Source organism: Neorhizobium sp. CSC1952 (assembly GCF_030378245.1).
In the GTDB taxonomy this organism is placed as follows: Bacteria; Pseudomonadota; Alphaproteobacteria; order Rhizobiales; family Rhizobiaceae; genus Neorhizobium; species Neorhizobium oryzae_A.
Map to the genome: position 1 here is coordinate 3,209,338 of NZ_CP128416.1, position 15,928 is coordinate 3,225,265.

At 63.2% G+C, this 15,928-nt stretch carries 21 protein-coding genes; 14 read left to right on the plus strand and 7 right to left on the minus strand.

Going from position 1 to position 15,928, the window contains the following annotated elements; genetic code table 11:
* Positions 1–11: 11 nt before the first annotated feature.
* Entirely contained in the window at positions 12–524 is a 513-nt protein-coding gene (locus QTA58_RS15580) for a pyridoxamine 5'-phosphate oxidase family protein (protein WP_085420126.1), read from the minus strand.
* 175 nt (positions 525–699) lie between these two features.
* On the opposite strand from QTA58_RS15580, the gene QTA58_RS15585 reads away from it, so the two are divergent.
* Complete coding sequence (locus QTA58_RS15585) at positions 700–1,446, plus strand: YebC/PmpR family DNA-binding transcriptional regulator (RefSeq protein WP_085420125.1); 747 nt, start codon at positions 700–702, stop codon at positions 1,444–1,446.
* 170 nt (positions 1,447–1,616) lie between these two features.
* On the opposite strand, the gene QTA58_RS15590 is transcribed toward QTA58_RS15585, so the two are convergent.
* Together QTA58_RS15590 and QTA58_RS15595 are read right to left on the minus strand one after the other, a co-directional pair.
* Positions 1,617–2,618 carry an LLM class flavin-dependent oxidoreductase gene (locus QTA58_RS15590; RefSeq protein ID WP_085420124.1) on the minus strand — a complete coding sequence of 334 codons (1,002 nt, stop codon included), beginning with the start codon at positions 2,616–2,618 and terminating at the stop codon, positions 1,617–1,619.
* A 122-nt stretch (positions 2,619–2,740) separates the two neighbouring features.
* Positions 2,741–3,586, minus strand: coding sequence for a methyl-accepting chemotaxis protein (locus QTA58_RS15595; protein ID WP_289669548.1), 846 nt, complete (start codon positions 3,584–3,586; stop codon positions 2,741–2,743).
* 219 nt (positions 3,587–3,805) lie between these two features.
* Here QTA58_RS15595 and ruvC point away from each other — a divergent pair, with 219 nt between their 5' ends.
* From ruvC to QTA58_RS15635, 8 genes are all read left to right on the plus strand, one after another.
* A complete protein-coding gene (gene ruvC, locus QTA58_RS15600) occupies positions 3,806–4,315 on the plus strand; it encodes a crossover junction endodeoxyribonuclease RuvC (protein WP_289669549.1) in 510 nt (169 codons plus the stop codon).
* 55 nt (positions 4,316–4,370) lie between these two features.
* Complete coding sequence (locus QTA58_RS15605; RefSeq protein WP_085420121.1) at positions 4,371–4,619, plus strand: AbrB/MazE/SpoVT family DNA-binding domain-containing protein; 249 nt, start codon at positions 4,371–4,373, stop codon at positions 4,617–4,619.
* 5 nt (positions 4,620–4,624) lie between these two features.
* On the plus strand, positions 4,625–5,041 hold the full coding sequence (locus QTA58_RS15610; RefSeq protein WP_085420120.1) for a type II toxin-antitoxin system VapC family toxin: 417 nt from the start codon (positions 4,625–4,627) through the stop codon (positions 5,039–5,041).
* A 24-nt stretch (positions 5,042–5,065) separates the two neighbouring features.
* Positions 5,066–5,683 (plus strand): Holliday junction branch migration protein RuvA, encoded by a 618-nt coding sequence (ruvA, locus tag QTA58_RS15615; RefSeq protein WP_289669550.1) that lies wholly within the window; start codon positions 5,066–5,068, stop codon positions 5,681–5,683.
* 73 nt (positions 5,684–5,756) lie between these two features.
* Entirely contained in the window at positions 5,757–6,041 is a 285-nt protein-coding gene (locus QTA58_RS15620; RefSeq protein WP_085420118.1) for an AbrB/MazE/SpoVT family DNA-binding domain-containing protein, read from the plus strand.
* Positions 6,038–6,442 carry a type II toxin-antitoxin system VapC family toxin gene (locus QTA58_RS15625; RefSeq protein ID WP_289669551.1) on the plus strand — a complete coding sequence of 135 codons (405 nt, stop codon included), beginning with the start codon at positions 6,038–6,040 and terminating at the stop codon, positions 6,440–6,442. The genes QTA58_RS15620 and QTA58_RS15625 overlap by 4 nt, the downstream gene beginning before the upstream one ends.
* Positions 6,439–7,479, plus strand: coding sequence for a Holliday junction branch migration DNA helicase RuvB (gene ruvB / locus QTA58_RS15630; RefSeq protein WP_085420116.1), 1,041 nt, complete (start codon positions 6,439–6,441; stop codon positions 7,477–7,479). The genes QTA58_RS15625 and ruvB overlap by 4 nt, the downstream gene beginning before the upstream one ends.
* Before the next feature lie 81 nt (positions 7,480–7,560).
* Positions 7,561–7,962 carry a hypothetical protein gene (locus QTA58_RS15635; RefSeq protein ID WP_289669552.1) on the plus strand — a complete coding sequence of 134 codons (402 nt, stop codon included), beginning with the start codon at positions 7,561–7,563 and terminating at the stop codon, positions 7,960–7,962.
* Here the strand turns inward: QTA58_RS15635 and QTA58_RS15640 are convergent.
* From QTA58_RS15640 to QTA58_RS15650, 3 genes are all read right to left on the minus strand, one after another.
* Positions 7,925–8,812 carry an NAD(P)-dependent oxidoreductase gene (locus QTA58_RS15640; RefSeq protein ID WP_289669553.1) on the minus strand — a complete coding sequence of 296 codons (888 nt, stop codon included), beginning with the start codon at positions 8,810–8,812 and terminating at the stop codon, positions 7,925–7,927. The genes QTA58_RS15635 and QTA58_RS15640 overlap by 38 nt on opposite strands.
* Complete coding sequence (locus tag QTA58_RS15645; RefSeq protein ID WP_289669554.1) at positions 8,809–9,630, minus strand: glycosyltransferase; 822 nt, start codon at positions 9,628–9,630, stop codon at positions 8,809–8,811. The genes QTA58_RS15640 and QTA58_RS15645 overlap by 4 nt, the downstream gene beginning before the upstream one ends.
* A 240-nt stretch (positions 9,631–9,870) precedes the next feature.
* Positions 9,871–11,091, minus strand: coding sequence for an NAD-dependent epimerase/dehydratase family protein (locus tag QTA58_RS15650; protein ID WP_289669555.1), 1,221 nt, complete (start codon positions 11,089–11,091; stop codon positions 9,871–9,873).
* A 122-nt stretch (positions 11,092–11,213) separates the two neighbouring features.
* Between QTA58_RS15650 and ybgC the strand changes: the two genes are divergently transcribed.
* Positions 11,214–11,663, plus strand: coding sequence for a tol-pal system-associated acyl-CoA thioesterase (gene ybgC, locus QTA58_RS15655; RefSeq protein ID WP_289669556.1), 450 nt, complete (start codon positions 11,214–11,216; stop codon positions 11,661–11,663).
* Between the two features lie 7 nt (positions 11,664–11,670).
* On the opposite strand, the gene QTA58_RS15660 is transcribed toward ybgC, so the two are convergent.
* Complete coding sequence (locus QTA58_RS15660; protein ID WP_289669557.1) at positions 11,671–11,856, minus strand: hypothetical protein; 186 nt, start codon at positions 11,854–11,856, stop codon at positions 11,671–11,673.
* Between the two features lie 313 nt (positions 11,857–12,169).
* On the opposite strand from QTA58_RS15660, the gene tolQ reads away from it, so the two are divergent.
* From tolQ to tolB, 4 genes are read left to right on the plus strand one after another with little or no spacing between them, the layout of a single operon-like run.
* Positions 12,170–12,889, plus strand: a complete 720-nt coding sequence (tolQ, locus tag QTA58_RS15665; RefSeq protein WP_085420108.1) for a protein TolQ — start codon at positions 12,170–12,172, stop codon at positions 12,887–12,889.
* A 27-nt stretch (positions 12,890–12,916) separates the two neighbouring features.
* Positions 12,917–13,369 (plus strand): protein TolR, encoded by a 453-nt coding sequence (tolR, locus tag QTA58_RS15670; protein WP_085420107.1) that lies wholly within the window; start codon positions 12,917–12,919, stop codon positions 13,367–13,369.
* A 9-nt stretch (positions 13,370–13,378) separates the two neighbouring features.
* Positions 13,379–14,542, plus strand: a complete 1,164-nt coding sequence (locus QTA58_RS15675) for a hypothetical protein (RefSeq protein WP_289669558.1) — start codon at positions 13,379–13,381, stop codon at positions 14,540–14,542.
* Between the two features lie 14 nt (positions 14,543–14,556).
* The gene (tolB, locus tag QTA58_RS15680; RefSeq protein WP_085420105.1) at positions 14,557–15,864 is read left to right on the plus strand and encodes a Tol-Pal system beta propeller repeat protein TolB; all 1,308 of its coding nucleotides are present in this window, start codon (positions 14,557–14,559) and stop codon (positions 15,862–15,864) included.
* Positions 15,865–15,928 lie beyond the last annotated feature (64 nt).

The window sequence follows — 15,928 nt, forward strand, 5'->3', positions numbered from 1 at the left end:
CGCCGCCTGGATCAGTGAAGCTGGGGGAAGGCGAGGTGCTGCTTGACGCCGACCTCCGGCATCTTCTCGTCCCTCAGGTTGGCCTTGGCGATCTCCCAGCCGAATTTCAGCGAGCTGTCCGTGGAGGCCCAGATCTCCGCATCGTCGACCCGGAAGGCGAGCATGGTGAGCTTCGGGTCTTCCTTGCCGTTCTCGTACCAGGCGGCCGTCACGGCGCTCCAGTATTCGTCGATCCTGGCCGGGTCCCTGCGTACCTCCAGCGTGCCGGCGAGGCAGGCGTGATAATCGTGGTTCTTGCCGACGACGCAGAAATGCGCCCGCGTGCCGGGGCGGATGGCGCGCACCAGGTCCGTATCCGTCTTGGTGAAGAACCAGATCGTGCCGGTTTTCGGGTCGGCATTGGGCGCCATCGGCTGGAAATGCATGTGCGAGCCTTCGATGCCGAGCATGCCGGCGTGAATGCTGTTGATCTCGTCCCAGAGCTGGCGTTCCGGTGCTTCGCGGGCTTCGGTGAGGCTTGCCATGAGCTGTCTCCTTGGTTGGTCGTTTCTTGAACAAACGGCAAGCCGTTGGCTTTGTTCCGGGACCGGCGGGCCGGAAAGCCTCAAGCAAAATGCCCTGAACGGAAAAACCTTGAACGTGCTGGGCTTCGAAATTATAAGGCGCCATTCCCAAACAAGCTAAAGCATCAGGGGTGCCATGGCTGGCCATTCACAGTTCAAAAACATCATGCACCGCAAGGGTCGCCAGGATGCGATCCGGTCGAAGCTGTTCTCCAAGCTCGCGCGCGAAATCACCGTTGCCGCCAAGCAGGGCCTTCCCGACCCGGCCATGAATGCGGCGCTGCGTCTGGCAATCCAGAACGCCAAGGCGCAGTCGATGCCGAAGGACAATATCGACCGGGCCATCAAGAAGGCGTCCGGCGCGGATGCGGAAACCTACGATTCCGTCCGTTACGAAGGTTACGGCCCGGGCGGCACGGCGATCATCGTCGAGGCGCTGACCGACAACCGCAACCGCACGGCCTCCAACGTCCGCTCGATCTTCACCAAGGCGGGCGGGGCGCTCGGCGAAACCGGTTCGGTCTCCTTCTCCTTCGACCACGTGGGCGAGATCACCTACAAGGCGAGCGCCGGCGACGCGGACAAGGTGATGGACGCGGCGATCGAAGCGGGCGCCGACGACGTGACTTCCGACGAGGAAGGCCACACGATCATCTGCGCCTTCGAAAGCCTCGGCGAAGTCTCGAAGGCGCTCGAAGCTTCGCTCGGCGAGGCCGAGACGGTCAAGGCGATCTGGAAGCCGCAGAACACGATCGAGGTCGACGAGGAAAGAGCCCAGTCGCTCCTCAAGCTCATCGACAACCTGGAAGACGACGACGACGTGCAGAACGTCTATTCGAACTTCGAAGTCTCCGACGAGATCATGGCCAAGCTCTCGGCTTGATGATCCTGTTTTGCCCCTCACCCTAACCCTCTCCCCGCAAGCGGGGAGAGGGGACGTGCCCTAAGCAGCGTTTTGGGTGAGGAAAACGGTGCGGCATGTTTCCTTCTCCCTGCAAGCGGGGAGAAGGTGCCGGCAGGCGGATGAGGGGCAATAGCCCTCATTCTGCAAATTTACGTCTTCACCTTCTCCATCATCGGCAACGTCGCGAACAGCTCGACCGAGCGCAGGCGCGCGTCGATGTCGTGGATCGGCATGGAGATGATCAGCTCGTCGGCCTGGGTCTCTTCGAGGAAATCCTTGAGCTTCGCCGTGACCGTCGCGACCGAGCCGACGGCCGCGTAGCGCAACGTATGCTCGACGCTCATCTTCTCCATCGGCGTCCAGAAGCCTTCCATGCTGTCGAGAGGCTTGGGGAAGGGCGTGCGGACATTCTTGCGCAGGTTCACGAACTGCTGCTGCGAGGAGGTGAAGAACCGTTCGGCTTCCGCGTCGGTTTCCGCCGCAACACCCATGACGCCGACCATGACATAGGGCTTTTCGAGATCCACCGAGGGCTGGAAGCGTTCGCGATAGATGGCGATCGCATCCATCAGCATGTCGGGCGCGAAGTGGGAGGCGAAGGCATAAGGGAGGCCGAGGGCTGCCGCGAGATGGGCGCTGTAGAGGCTGGAGCCGAGCAGCCAGATCGGCACATGCGCGCCCATGCCCGGCACGGCGAGCAGTCCCTGATCCTTCTCCGGCGCGTCGAGCAGGCGCTGCAGTTCGAGGATGTCGTGCGGGAAATTCTCCGCTCCGGCCTCCAGGTTGCGGCGCAGCGCGCTTGCCGTGCGCATGTCGGTTCCCGGCGCGCGGCCGAGGCCGAGATCGACGCGGCCGGGCAGCAGGGCTTCCAGCGTGCCGAACTGTTCGGCGATGACGAGCGGCGAATGGTTGGGCAGCATGATGCCGCCCGAGCCGACGCGGATCGTCTTTGTCGCGGCGCCCACATGCGAGATCACCAGCGACGTGGCGGCGCTCGCAATGCCGGGCATGCCATGGTGCTCGGCGAGCCAGACGCGCTTGTAGCCCTGCTCCTCGGCCTTGATCGCCATGCGGCGGGACTGGTCGAGCGCGTCGCGCACGGAATAACCTTCGCCGATGGGCGAAAGATCGAGGATGGAAAAGGGGATCATCGGCTTGTCTCGGCTTGTCTTGTCTTGGGGCGGGATGGGTGACGAAGTATCCCGCCCTATTTAGGCAGCCGTGTCCATGAATACGACCCCTTCGCCAAACCGCGGCAGGACCGTTTTGCGGATTACGACTTGACGAGCCGCAGATGGGAGCCCCGGGCTCCGGGATCATGCGGTGCCGGATCGTGCGGCGGTTCGGTGACGACGCTGACGCGTACGAAGCGGCCGGCTTTCCGGTCGATGTCCGCGATCTGCCGGTCCATGCGGTCCAGCGCAAGCGTCGCCATGTCGGTTTTCAGCTTGGCGGCATGCCGCGCCCTGGAGACGTCCTTCACGTCCTCGGATGTGGAGGACGCCATTTCGGCCTGTTCTCCGGCCATCTCGGAAAGAATGCCGAGCTGGTCGTTCAGCGCGTCCAGATAGAGGCAGAGTGCGTCCAGTTCGCGGCCGATCTGCTCTGTTCCGAGGGACAGGGTTTCCAGATCGGCTTTCGATGCCGGTCCGTCCGGCTTCCGCCCTATGGCCTCAATGGTCTTCAGCGCGGCCGCAACCGCCTCTTTCGGGCGCCGCATGTCTAGCCTGGCGTTATAGGCGATCGTCGCTGCATGCTGGGCGCGCGTTTTCTGCTCGCGAAGATGCTGGCTCATGAGGCCGATGCTTGCGGCTGCCCTGGAAAGACGATCGCTATCCTCGGCATTGTTGGCGGCGTTCTCGTTCATTGCGTTCCGCAGCGTATCGGATTCGCTGCGCAGAACGAGGGCATCTCCGACAAGGGCGTCCAAGGTGCCGCCCAATGCGCCGACGCCCCGGTTGAAATCCCGCCGCATGCCTTCGAACGGGGCGGGGAAGGGCGTATCGACCGCTGCGTTCAAATCTCCGGCGGCAAACCGTCTCAACCCGCCGTCCAACGCGTCCACGACGGTGCGCATATGCCGCAGTTCCAGTTCATTCCGATCTCGATCCCGTATCATTCGGGCGGCTCCTTCACGCTTCGGCTTCCCCCCTTTCTGGCGAGCCAACGCGGTGAAAGAAAGGTGGTTGCTCCGTTTGGCGCGGTTCTACCCAAAAGCTTTCAGACATGGTTAACGATGCCGGGGGAGCCGATCCCTTCGAGCGACGCCCCTTGAAACGGGCCGGCATGGCACCCCGCGGCATGGCGCCCCGCAGGGCAAAGCGCTAAGGTCGCGCGCATGACAGAGACGATTCGCATCATCGGCATCGACCCGGGGCTTCGCCGCACCGGCTGGGGCATCATCGAAACGCTCGGCAACAGCCTTCGTTTCGTCGCATCGGGCACGGTGACCTCGGACGGCGACATGGACCTTGCCTCGCGCCTCTGCCAGCTCCATGACGGGCTTGCGGATGTCGTCCACACCTACAAGCCCGACGAGGCGGCCGTCGAGCAGACCTTCGTCAACAAGGATGCGGTGGCCACGCTGAAACTCGGTCAGGCGAGGGGTGTCGTCATGCTGGTGCCGGCGCGGGCCGGGCTGCCGGTTTCCGAATATGCGCCGAACGCCGTCAAGAAATCGGTGATCGGCGTCGGCCACGGCGAGAAGCAGCAGATCCACATGATGCTGAAGATCCTGATGCCGAAGGCGGATTTCAAGGGAAACGACGCGGCCGACGCTCTGGCGATCGCCATCTGTCACGCCCACAATCGCGGCGGCCACCGCATGCGCGCAGCGCTCGCAGGCTAGTTTGTTCTTGACTTGTTCTTGTTTGGCCCATAAGTAATACCTCAGAGGTATTACCATGCGAGTCACTGAAAAAGGCCAGGTTACGATTCCGAAGAACGTTCGCTCCAATCTCGGCATCGAGACGGGAAGCGAGGTTGAGTTCGTCCTTCGCGATGGCGAGGCTGTGTTGCGGCTCGTTGAACCTTCGCGCGACGAGGTCGAGCGCGAGGTGCAGGTTCTTGTCGATCATCTTCGCCGCAAGCAGGGGTCGATGTCTCTCGGGGACATGAGCGGCGAGGAATTCTATCGCCTGCTGCGGGATTGATTGTCATGGCGACGCTGATCGATACCAATGTGCTCATTGACGTCTTCCACACGCGAGGCACCTATACCGATTGGTCGCTGGCGCGACTGGAAGCTGCGCGTTTCGAAGGTCCGCTGTTGATTAACCCGCTGATATACGCGGAAATGGCGGCCGGTTACGCGACCGTAACCGAGTTGGATGCAGCACTCGCTCCGGGGCTCTTCCAGCGGGAGGAACTCCCCTGGGATGCCGCTTATGCCGCGGGGCACGCCTTTCTGCAGTATCGCCGCACGGGTGGGGACAAGCGCTCTCCGTTGCCGGATTTCTACATAGGCGCCCACGCGATGGTGAGGGGGCATAAGCTGTTGAGCCGCGATACCGCCCGATACCGCACCTATTTTCCTCTGCTTTCGCTCATCTCCCCCGAAACCCATCCCTTATAACCTATTGTTGGCGGACTGTTTTCCATGATCGGCAAGCTCAAAGGCACCATCGACGAGATCGGCGACGACTATGTGCTCGTCGACGTGCATGGCGTCTGCTACGAGGTCTTCTGCTCCTCCCGCGTCCTTTCGCGGATCGGTTCTCTCGGCGAGGCGGTGGTTCTGTTCATCGAGACCTATGTCCGCGAGGACCAGTTCAAGCTCTTCGGATTCCTGACCGCGCTGGAGCGCGAATGGTTCAACCTGTTGCAGAGCGTCCAGGGCGTCGGCGCCAAGGTGGCGCTTGCGGTGCTCTCGACCCTGACGCCCTCGGAACTCGCCAATGCGATCGCGCTGCAGGACCGCACCGCCGTGTCGCGCGCCCCGGGCGTCGGGCCGAAGGTCGCGATGCGCATCGTCACCGAACTCAAGAACAAGGCGCCGGCATTTGCGGGCGAGGCCTCGACCAATATCGGCCTCAAGCAGGAGATCGGCGAGGGTGTCGCCTCCGCACCGGTGTCGGATGCCGTCTCGGCGCTCACCAACCTCGGCTATTCGCGCGATCAGGCGGCCAATGCGGTCGCCGCGGCCCTCAAGAACGGCGGCGAAGGCGCCGACAGCGCCAAGCTCATCCGGCTGGGGCTGAAGGAGCTGGCGCGGTGAGTGGGCGATTTGCCGTCTTGTCGGAATTGTCGTATATTTTCCGCCAATCGGAAATTTGTCGGAGAATTCTGTAATGAGTTGGACGCTGACGCTTTCTGCCAAGGGGCAGCTGACTATTCCGAAAGACTTGCGAGAAGCTCTCAATTTGCACCCGGGGGACGAGGTTGTTTATTCCATCGTGAATGACGAACTGGTCATCACGCCGAAGAATATCGATTTCGGCGATCTGGCCGGCCTTCTCGGAAAACCGCCGAACGGGCCGGCGTCACTGGAGGAAATCGACGCCGCTATCGTGGCCGCAGCGGGAGCCAACGTCCTCGATACCGGGGACGATGAGCAAGCGGATGCCGCAGAATGATGATGTTGGGGCTGGATACCAACGTTATCTTGCGGACATTGGTTGGAGATAACCCGCAGCAGGTGACCGCAGCCGCGGAGTTCGGAAAAAGGCTGGGCCGGGAATATACCGCGTTTGTAACCCTCATCAGCCTGCTCGAACTCGATTGGGCCCTCCGTTCGCAGTACGGCTTCAAGAAAAAGGAGGTCGTACTTGCCATAGGGAAGTTGCTGCGGACGCGAGGGCTTGTCATAGAAAGTCATGCGCTTGTTGTTGCCGCGCTTTGGCAGGTTGAAAACACGAACGTGGATTTCGCAGATGCCCTCATAGCGGCCCGCTCGCTTGAGGAGGGATGCAAGTCCATCAAGACCTTCGACAAAAAGGCTGCGAGCCGCCTACCCGGAATGGAACTTCTTGCATGAGTGAAGCCGCCCGACTGATATCACCGGAAAAGCGGGGCGAGGACCTGGACGTGACGCTGCGCCCGCAATCGCTGGACGAGTTCACCGGCCAGGCGGAGGCGCGCGCCAATCTCAAGGTCTTCATCGAGGCGGCGAAGAACCGCGGCGAGGCGCTCGATCACGTGCTGTTCGTCGGTCCGCCCGGCCTCGGCAAGACGACGCTGGCGCAGATCATGGCGAAGGAACTCGGCGTCAATTTCCGCTCCACCTCCGGTCCGGTCATCGCCAAGGCCGGCGATCTTGCGGCGCTGCTCACCAATCTCGAAGAGCGCGACGTGCTCTTCATCGACGAAATCCATCGGCTCAATCCGGCGGTCGAGGAAATCCTCTATCCCGCCATGGAGGATTTCCAGCTCGACCTCATCATCGGGGAGGGGCCTGCGGCGCGCTCGGTGAAGATCGACCTGTCGAAATTCACGCTGGTCGCCGCCACCACCCGCCTCGGCCTGCTGACGACGCCGCTGCGCGACCGTTTCGGCATTCCGGTCCGGCTTTCCTTCTATACGGTCGAGGAGCTCGATCTGATCGTCCGGCGCGGTGCGCGGCTGATGGGGCTCGGCATGACCGACGAGGGGGCAAGGGAGATCGCCAGGCGGTCTCGCGGCACGCCGCGCATCGCCGGCCGGCTCTTGCGGCGGGTGCGCGATTTCGCGGAGGTGGCGAAGGCCGAGGCGGTGACGAAGGAGATCGCCGACGAGGCGCTCACCCGTCTCCTCGTCGACAACATGGGCCTCGACCAGCTCGACAAGCGCTATCTCAACATGATCGCGGTGAATTTCGGCGGCGGGCCGGTCGGCATCGAGACGATCGCCGCGGGCCTCTCCGAACCCCGCGACGCGATCGAGGACATCATCGAGCCCTACATGATCCAGCAGGGCTTCATCCAGCGCACGCCCCGCGGCCGCGTCCTGACAGCCAACGCCTGGAAACATCTCGGAATGCAGCCGCCGAAGGATCTCGAAGCGGCGCAGTTCCGGATGACTTTCGACGACGAATAAGCCGGGGATCTCCAGCTGAAATCCTGACCCCTTCGGAACCTCGCGGGGCTTCTTTCGGTTTTCCCGCCGAAGGAGGCATCCATGCAATACGGCGACAAGGTCCGGGAGCATCCGGAGCGAATTCCGCCCGCCGAGGTGGCGGCGGAGGCTGAAAAGGGTTTGAAGCTTCGGGCGCAATTCCGCCGCGGCGGGACGACGGCCGGCATCGCGCGGGCCCGCGACCTCAAGAACCGCAAGCCGCTGTCCGACAAGACGGTCCGGAAGATGGTGAGCTACTTCCACCGCCACAAGGCGGACAAGCGGGCCGAAAATTTCGGCGACGAGGAAAATCCGTCGACGGGCTATATCGCCTGGCTGCTCTGGGGCGGCGATCCGGGCCGGAAATGGGCCGAGGAGCACAAGAAGGCGATCGAAAGGGCCAAGCAGGACGCGAGGATGCGGCGCTTCAAGCGGTCGCGGGAGGAAATTCCGCCCAATCCCTGACCGCCTGCCGTAGCAGCGCGACGCCGCCCGGTCTCCAGCCGAGCGCTTCCAGCTTCTCCGTTGCCATGACGTTGACCGCGCCGCGGTCCGCCGGCGGCGGCAGTTCGTGCGGGCAGGCCGGCAGAAAGCCCAGGATTTCCCGCGTGTCGGTCAGGAGGTCGGAGACGTTGAAGACCTGGCCGCCGATCCTCCCCGTCTCGGTTTCCAGCATCAGGCGGACGGCGCTGGCGACGTCGCTGCCGTGCACTTCCGTGCCGGCCCGCGGCGGCACCGGCCTGCCTGCAAGACAATCGCCGAAGAGCGCGTCCCATTTGTTGGGGCGGAGATGGCCGTAGACACCCGTCAGCCTGAGGCTCGCGGTGCCGAAGCCCGGACCGGAAAGGGCGGCCAGCGCCCGCTCCCCGTCGAGCTTGATTTCTCCGTAGAGGGTTTCCGGCCTGAGGACGAGGTCTTCCGTCAGCCGGGTTCCGCCCGGCATCCCGTCATAGACCGCGCGGCTGGAGAGGAAGACCGCGCGCCGCGTGCCTGCCTTTTTCGCCGTCTCGAAAAGTTTCACCGTGCCGTCGAGGTTCAGCCGGCGGAAGCGGGCGGGATCGTCGCCCTCTCCCCCGCGATATCTTCCGGGCAGGTGGTCGAACGCGGCGTGCACGAAGAAATAGGCGTCGTCGAAGGCTTCGATCTGGTCGAGATCGGGATCGAGCGAGAGCGGCACGAACCGGACCGGCTTCGGAAAGAGGTGCGGGGCAGGCGGCATCCGCCCGCCGACGATCACCTGGTATCCGGCACTCAGCAGGCCCTCGACGATATAGCGGCCGACCAGTCCCGTCCCGCCGGAGACCAGCACGTTCATGCGGGCTCTCCCGGGTTCGGCAGCGAGGCGGGGTCGGGAATATCCCGGCCTTCATGGAAGGCGTGCCAGAGGTCGATCAGCGGCCGCAGCCGGTCCGCCTTCGGGTGATCCCTCTCCCAGGGCTTCTCATACTGGTAGTGCAGCACGGCGATGCTTCTCCAATCCCAGAGCGCCGGCATATTGAACCACACATATTGCAGCATGTTCATGAAGACCGGCAGGCCGTGCCAGTCCGGAAAGAAGTGTTCGAGAAAGGTCTGGTCGGTCCGCCGCCAGAAGGCGTCCGGCCGGTCGAGCGCCGCGAGCATTCGTGCGAAGGTTTGCGGGGATGGCTTGGCGACGAACACGCCCGAGTTCAGCCGGTGGAAATCGGCGGGGCTTTCGTAGACGTTCGGAGCGGCGGAAAATTCCGGATAGCCGAACAATTTGTCGATGTTCTTCAGCACCAGCGCATCGGCATCGATGAAGACGGCCTTGTCGTATTCGGTGAGCTGCCAGAGCCGCAGCTTGCAGAAATTGTCGAGCGGCGTGTGGAAGTCCGGCTTGCGGCCCTTGGTGAAGGGCGCTGCGCCATGCAGGTTTTTCCGCGCATGCCGCTCGTTGAACGCGTCGGACAGCGGCAGGTGATCGACCTCGACCAAGCGGCAATCGAGCGTTACGAGTGATGCAAGGTCGTCTTTGGAAACCCCACCCGTATGCAGAACCACAATGTCCGCCGCCGTCTCCGTCCGCCGGATCGAACGCGCGAGCGCGGTGGCGCCCATCGCGTAGTCGGGGTTGGTCACGAGGGTGACGAAAGCGTTGCGAGCGGGTGTCATAGGATGGGAGTCCACAAGGCAAAAGTCATTGTTCGGCGCGCCCCCTCATCCGCCTGCCGGCACCTTCTCCCCGGTGGGGAGAAGAAGCATGCTGCACACATTTCCCTCAACCAGAGACAGGGGCAAGTGGAGTGAGGCGGATCCGCGAGTCTCTTCTCCCCTCGGGGAGAAGGTGCCGGCAGGCGGATGAGGGGGCGCGTCCGACACAACCATGCAATGGCGCTCAAGTCTTGTGTTTCCTCACGAGACCGATTTCAGCCGCTTGCCTTCCGGGTCGTGTTCCACCTTCGCGGCGATGTCTCTCGTCCAGGCCGAAACGGCCGGAACACGAGTCCTGTCAACGCGATAGGCGTATTTCTTCGCAACGTCGACGATCTCGCCGAGCAGGCCTTCGCCGAGCGTGGTCGGTTCGAGGCCGAGGCCCAGGAACTTCTCGTTCTTCACGATCAGCTCGTTTTCCGGCGCTTCCTTCCTTGGGTTCGGCAGCCAGGCGATTTTCGAACCGGTCATCCTCGCGATCATCTCGGCGAGGTCGCGCACCCGGTGCGTCTCGGTCATCTGGTTGAATATCTCGACGCGGCTGCCGCGGTCGGGCGGGTTCTTCAGCGCGATCTCGATGCAGCGGACCGAATCCTGGATATGGATGAAGGCGCGCGTCTGGCCGCCGGTGCCGTGCACGGTGAGCGGATAACCGATCGCCGCCTGGATGAGAAACCGATTCAAGACGGTCCCGTAATCCCCGTCATAATCGAATCTATTGATCAGTTGCATGTGGCGGCGCGTTTGTTCCGTATGGGTGCCCCAGACGATGCCCTGGTGCAGGTCGGTGATGCGCAATCCGTCGTTCTTCGCGTAGAACTGGAAGAGGAGCTGATCCAGGCACTTGGTCATGTGGTAGATCGAGCCGGGATTGGCGGGGTAGAGGATTTCCTGCGAGACCGCCCGGCCGTCTGCGGTCTCGATGCCGACCGGGAGGTAACCTTCGGGGATCGCCGCGCCGACGGTCGAATAGCCGTAGACGCCCATCGTGCCGAGATGGACGAGATGCGCGTCGAGATCGAGCTCGACCAGCGCGTTCAGGAGGTTATGGGTGGCGCTGACGTTGTTGTTGACCGTGTAGTTCTTGTGCCGGTCGCTCTTCATGGAGTAAGGCGCAGCACGCTGCTCGGCGAAATGGATGATGGCGTCCGGCCGGTGTTTCGCGAGCCAGCCCTTCAGAAGCTCGTAATCCCTGGCGAGGTCGATGAGATGGAAATGGATGCGCCGGCCGGTCTCGGCATGCCAGATTCGGGTGCGTTCCTGGATGCTGTCCATCGGGGTGAGCGACTGCACGCCGAGCTCGGTATCGATCCAGCGGCGCGAGAGATTGTCGAGGATATGGACCTCGTGACCGGCATCGGACAGGTGAAGCGAGGTCGGCCAGCCGACGAAACCGTCGCCGCCCAGGACTGCAATCTTCATGATCTACTCTCCGCTGGTTTTCGAGACGTTTCCTGATAGGGAGGATGTGTGACAGAACTTCGAAACTGGGTCAGCATTCCACAACTATCCAGAGCACAGCGATAATTTTCCAAGGCAAGGCCATGCAGGAACACAATTTTTTGTTATCGGGCGAATTGATCGAAGGCGGCCACAGGCTTGCCCAGCGCGTCTATTATGAAGACACGGATTTTTCAGGCCTCGTCTATCACGCCCGCTATCTGCACTTCCTGGAGCGCGGCCGCACCGACTATCTGCGCTGCCTCGGCTGCGAGCAGAGCGCGCTTCTCGTCACCGACGAGGAGGGCCTCGTCTTCGTCGTCCACCGCATGGAGATCGACTTCAAGCAGCCGGCCCGCATGGACGATATCCTCGTCATCCACACGGTGACGGAGAAGGCGGGCGGCGCCAAGATGGTGCTCAACCAAGAGATCCGCCGCGGCGAAACGCTGCTCATCGCGGCACGCGTGGTGATCGCGGTCATCAACAAGCACGGCCGCCCGCGCCGGCTGCCGGAGGCCGTGGCGGAGAAGTTTTTGGGACACCCGCTTTAGCGGCAGATTACTCTGGATCTTTCGCTTCCAGTTTGCGCCGGGTCTCGGCCCGACGTACAGCAAAATGCGCCTCAACCTCCTCCGCCGACAGCTGCTCGCCTCGGCTAGCGGCTTCCAGGGCTTCTTCGACTTTCTTGCGAAAGTCGCCCTCATCTTCAGCTTTAAAAATGAGAGGCAAGTCGGATTCCTTCATATAAAAACTTCCCCGGCACCAGATATCGGCAATAGAGCATAGAGCAGACAATGGCTGCCCTACGGATCGCGTGCATTCAGGGCTTGTAACATATTCTTAACGATAATGATGTCTTACTGGTCCATGAGGAATTTGTGCAACGCACGCCTTCCTTTGACCAAAATTGAAAGCGAGAAGCCAAGCTGGAAACTCAGGGCATCTTGGGGTTAAGGCTAAGCGCATCCAGCGATCAAAGACATTCTCGCGAAAGCGCGCTTTTGAACCCGCCCGGTCCTTAAAAAACCGGGCGTTTGGATTCGGGGATTGTGAATAGATGGAACAGATAGGTTTGGAAGCGGCGACACACGATGTCAGTCTGTGGGCGCTGTTCATGCAGGCCGGGCTGATCGTCAAGCTGGTCATGATCGGTCTCATCGGCGCGTCGGTCTGGACCTGGGCGATCGTCATCGACAAATACGTGAGCTTCGGCAAGGCCAAGCGCCAGTTCGACCAGTTCGAGCAGGTCTTCTGGTCCGGCCAGTCGCTTGAAGAGCTCTATCGCACGCTTTCGGAACGTCAGAACAACGGGCTTGCCGCGATCTTCGTCGCCGCCATGCGCGAATGGAAGAAGAGCTTCGAGCGCGGCGCGCGCTCGCCGATCGGGCTGCAGATGCGCATCGACCGGGCGATGGACGTCACCATGGCGCGCGAGAGCGAGAGCTACGAGGCCCGTCTCGGATCGCTGGCGACGATCGGCTCGGCCGGTCCGTTCATCGGTCTCTTCGGCACGGTCGTCGGCATCATGACCTCGTTCCAGGCGATCGCCGGCTCGAAGTCCACCAATCTCGCGGTCGTCGCACCCGGTATCGCCGAGGCGCTGCTGGCGACCGCGATCGGTCTTGTGGCCGCCATCCCCGCCGTTATCGCCTACAATAAGTTCACCGCCGATGCCGGCAAGCTTTCGGCCCGCATGGAGGGTTTCGCGGACGAGTTCTCCGCCATCCTGTCGCGCCAGATCGACGAGAAGCTGCAGCCGCGCCAGGCGGCGCAATAATTCCAGCAAGGCCAAGGAGTACGCATCATGGGTATGTCGGCCGGAGGAGCAAAGGCATCGGGTGGCGGGCGCCGCAGGCGCGGCCGGCGCAACGGTGCGATCAGCGAGATCAACGTCACGCCGCTCGTGGACGTCATGCTCGTGCTCCTGATCATCTTCATGGTGGCGGCGCCGATGATGACCGTCGGCGTGCCGATCGACCTGCCGGAAACGCAGGCGCGGGCCATGAATGCGGACACCCAGCCGATCACCGTCTCGGTCAATCCGTCCGGCGAAATCTATCTGCAGGAAACGCCGATCGGCATCGACGAGATCGTCCCGAAGCTGCAGGCGATCGCCACCACGGGCTACAACGAGCGCATCTACGTGCGCGGCGACACGACCGCCGCTTATGGCGTCGTCATGAAGGTGATGGCGCGCATTTCCGCCGCCGGTTACAAGAATATCGGCCTCGTCACGCTTCAGGAACAGGAGAAGTGATCGGGCGCCATGAAGGGTAGTCTCGGCACATCGCTGGTCCTCCACACACTGGTGCTCGGTTACGCGCTGGTGTCCATCAGCGCGCCCGCCTCCTTCGAGGTGGCCGACGTGGAAGCGCTGCCGGTCGACATCATCCCGGTGGAATCGATCACCCAGATCCAGCAGGGCGACAAGACGGCGCCGGTCGCCGAAAAGGCCGCGCCGAAGCCGACGGCCAAGCCGAACATCGTCGAGAACGCCGAAAATAGCGGCGACAACGACATCGACCTGAAGACGCCGCCGACGCCCGCAAAGAAGCCTGTTCAGGCGGAAGCCGCGGCCGCCCCGAAGCCGGTCGAAAAGCCGGTGCCGACGCCCACGCCGGAGCAAAACGACGTCAAGGACATCGTGCCGGAGGAGACCGCGCCGAAGCCGACCGAGGTTGCCGCGCTGCCGGAACCGAAGCCGGAGGTGACGCCGCCCAAGCCGGAGCCGACGCCGCAGCCGCAACCCCAGCCCCAGGCAAATCCGACACCCGCGCCGGCTGAAACGCAGGCCGAGGAAATCCCGCTGCCGGATGCCGTGCCGGTCCCTGCCGCCCGGCCGAGGCCGGAGCCGCCGAAGCAAGAGGCCAAGCCCGTCGAGAAACCGGCCGAGAAGAAGCCCGAGACGCCGAAGCCGGCGGAGACCGCGAAGGTTGCGGAAAAGCCGACCGACAAGAAGGAAGGCAAGAAGCAGGAGACCGCCAAATCCTCGTCTTCCAAGCAGAGCGATTTCAACGCCGACGAAATCGCGGCGCTGCTCAACAAGCAGGAATCCTCCGGCGGCGGCGCGAAGCGTTCTTCCGCGCCGGCGGCGATGGGCGGCAAGCGGGATACGGGCGGTTCGAAGCTCACCCAGAGCGAGATGGACGCGCTGCGCGGCCAGATCCAGAACAACTGGTCCGTCATCGCCGGCATCGAGGGCGCCGACGGGGTCATCATCACCGTGACCATGAAGCTCGACGAATCCGGCGCGATCGTCGGCCGGCCGGAGGTCAGGGCCTCCGGCGGTTCGGATTCCGCCCGCCGCACGCTGGAGGGCAGCGCGCTTCGCGCCGTCATGCGGTCCTCGCCCTTCAAGAACCTGCCCGCCGACAAATACGACGCCTGGAGCGAAGTCGTCGTCAACTTCGATCCGAGCGAATTGCTTTGAAAGGCCTTAACACCATGATGAAACGCTCTTTCATCCGTCTCATGATCGCGCTCGCCGGCATGGCCGTGATGTTCTCCGCGCCGGCCCAGGCCCGCGTCGAGATCAACATCAACAAGGGCAATGTCGAGCCGCTGCCGATCGCCGTGACGGATTTCCTGTCGAACAACGATCTCGGCGCGCAGATTTCGCAAGTCGTCGCCGCCGACCTGCAGCGCTCGGGCCTCTTTGCGCCGATCGACAGGAACGCCTTCATCGAGAAGATTTCCGATCCCAACCGCGCGCCGCGCTTCGAGGACTGGAAGGTCATCAACGCGCAGGCTCTGGTGACGGGCCGCGTGACCCGCGAGGGCGACGGGCGGCTTCGCGCCGAGTTCCGCCTCTGGGACACGTTCGCGGGCTCGCAGATGACCGGCCAGCAGTTCTACACCCAGCCGGAGAACTGGCGCCGCGTGGCCCATATCATCGCCGACGCGATCTACAAGCAGATCACCGGCGAGGAAGGCTATTTCGATACCCGCGTCGTCTTCGTCTCCGAAAGCGGTCCGAAGAACGCCCGCCAGCGCCAGCTCGCGATCATGGACCAGGACGGCTTCAACGTCCGCATGCTGACGAACACCAGGGACATCGTGCTGACGCCGCGCTTCTCGCCGAGCCGGCAGGAAATCACCTACATGTCCTTCGAGGGCAACCAGCCGCGCGTCTACCTGCTGCAGCTCGAGACCGGGCAGCGCGAGGTGGTCGGCAATTTCCCGGGCATGACGTTCTCGCCGCGCTTTTCGCCGGACGGCCAGAAGGTGATCATGAGCCTGCAGCAGGACGGCAATTCCAACATCTACACGATGGACCTGCGTTCGCGCACCACGACCCGGCTCACCTCGACGCAGGCGATCGACACCTCGCCGTCTTATTCGCCGGACGGGGCGCGCATCGCGTTCGAAAGCGACCGCGGCGGCCGTCCGCAGATCTACGTCATGAATGCCGACGGTTCGGGCCAGACCCGCGTCTCCTTCGGCGACGGTTCCTATTCGACACCGGTCTGGTCGCCGCGCGGCGATCTCATCGCCTTCACCAAGCAGTCGGGCGGCAAGTTCTCGATCGGCGTGATGCGGCCGGACGGGTCGGGCGAGCGCATCCTGACCACGGGCTTCCACAACGAGGGCCCGACCTGGGCGCCGAACGGCCGCGTGCTGATGTTCTTCCGCCAGCCCGCAGGGGCGGGCGGCCCGCAGCTCTATTCGATCGACCTGACGGGCTACAACGAGATCCAGATCAAGACCCCGGCCTATGCCTCCGACCCGGCCTGGTCGCCGCTCCTCGAATAGGGGCGGACGACCGGGGGATGGGCGGCTTTTCGCCTCTTTTGCGCCCGAATCTGCTGGGAAAGGG

Bases quoted from the DNA above. Each gene is read 5' to 3' on its own strand.
- QTA58_RS15580 (WP_085420126.1), bottom strand. From the start codon at position 524: ATGGCAAGCCTCACCGAAGCCCGCGAAGCACCGGAACGCCAGCTCTGG.
- QTA58_RS15585 (WP_085420125.1), top strand. From the start codon at position 700: ATGGCTGGCCATTCACAGTTCAAAAACATCATGCACCGCAAGGGTCGC.
- QTA58_RS15590 (WP_085420124.1), bottom strand. From the start codon at position 2,618: ATGATCCCCTTTTCCATCCTCGATCTTTCGCCCATCGGCGAAGGTTAT.
- QTA58_RS15595 (WP_289669548.1), bottom strand. From the start codon at position 3,586: ATGATACGGGATCGAGATCGGAATGAACTGGAACTGCGGCATATGCGC.
- ruvC (WP_289669549.1), top strand. From the start codon at position 3,806: ATGACAGAGACGATTCGCATCATCGGCATCGACCCGGGGCTTCGCCGC.
- QTA58_RS15605 (WP_085420121.1), top strand. From the start codon at position 4,371: ATGCGAGTCACTGAAAAAGGCCAGGTTACGATTCCGAAGAACGTTCGC.
- QTA58_RS15610 (WP_085420120.1), top strand. From the start codon at position 4,625: ATGGCGACGCTGATCGATACCAATGTGCTCATTGACGTCTTCCACACG.
- ruvA (WP_289669550.1), top strand. From the start codon at position 5,066: ATGATCGGCAAGCTCAAAGGCACCATCGACGAGATCGGCGACGACTAT.
- QTA58_RS15620 (WP_085420118.1), top strand. From the start codon at position 5,757: ATGAGTTGGACGCTGACGCTTTCTGCCAAGGGGCAGCTGACTATTCCG.
- QTA58_RS15625 (WP_289669551.1), top strand. From the start codon at position 6,038: ATGATGATGTTGGGGCTGGATACCAACGTTATCTTGCGGACATTGGTT.
- ruvB (WP_085420116.1), top strand. From the start codon at position 6,439: ATGAGTGAAGCCGCCCGACTGATATCACCGGAAAAGCGGGGCGAGGAC.
- QTA58_RS15635 (WP_289669552.1), top strand. From the start codon at position 7,561: ATGCAATACGGCGACAAGGTCCGGGAGCATCCGGAGCGAATTCCGCCC.
- QTA58_RS15640 (WP_289669553.1), bottom strand. From the start codon at position 8,812: ATGAACGTGCTGGTCTCCGGCGGGACGGGACTGGTCGGCCGCTATATC.
- QTA58_RS15645 (WP_289669554.1), bottom strand. From the start codon at position 9,630: ATGACACCCGCTCGCAACGCTTTCGTCACCCTCGTGACCAACCCCGAC.
- QTA58_RS15650 (WP_289669555.1), bottom strand. From the start codon at position 11,091: ATGAAGATTGCAGTCCTGGGCGGCGACGGTTTCGTCGGCTGGCCGACC.
- ybgC (WP_289669556.1), top strand. From the start codon at position 11,214: ATGCAGGAACACAATTTTTTGTTATCGGGCGAATTGATCGAAGGCGGC.
- QTA58_RS15660 (WP_289669557.1), bottom strand. From the start codon at position 11,856: ATGAAGGAATCCGACTTGCCTCTCATTTTTAAAGCTGAAGATGAGGGC.
- tolQ (WP_085420108.1), top strand. From the start codon at position 12,170: ATGGAACAGATAGGTTTGGAAGCGGCGACACACGATGTCAGTCTGTGG.
- tolR (WP_085420107.1), top strand. From the start codon at position 12,917: ATGGGTATGTCGGCCGGAGGAGCAAAGGCATCGGGTGGCGGGCGCCGC.
- QTA58_RS15675 (WP_289669558.1), top strand. From the start codon at position 13,379: ATGAAGGGTAGTCTCGGCACATCGCTGGTCCTCCACACACTGGTGCTC.
- tolB (WP_085420105.1), top strand. From the start codon at position 14,557: ATGATGAAACGCTCTTTCATCCGTCTCATGATCGCGCTCGCCGGCATG.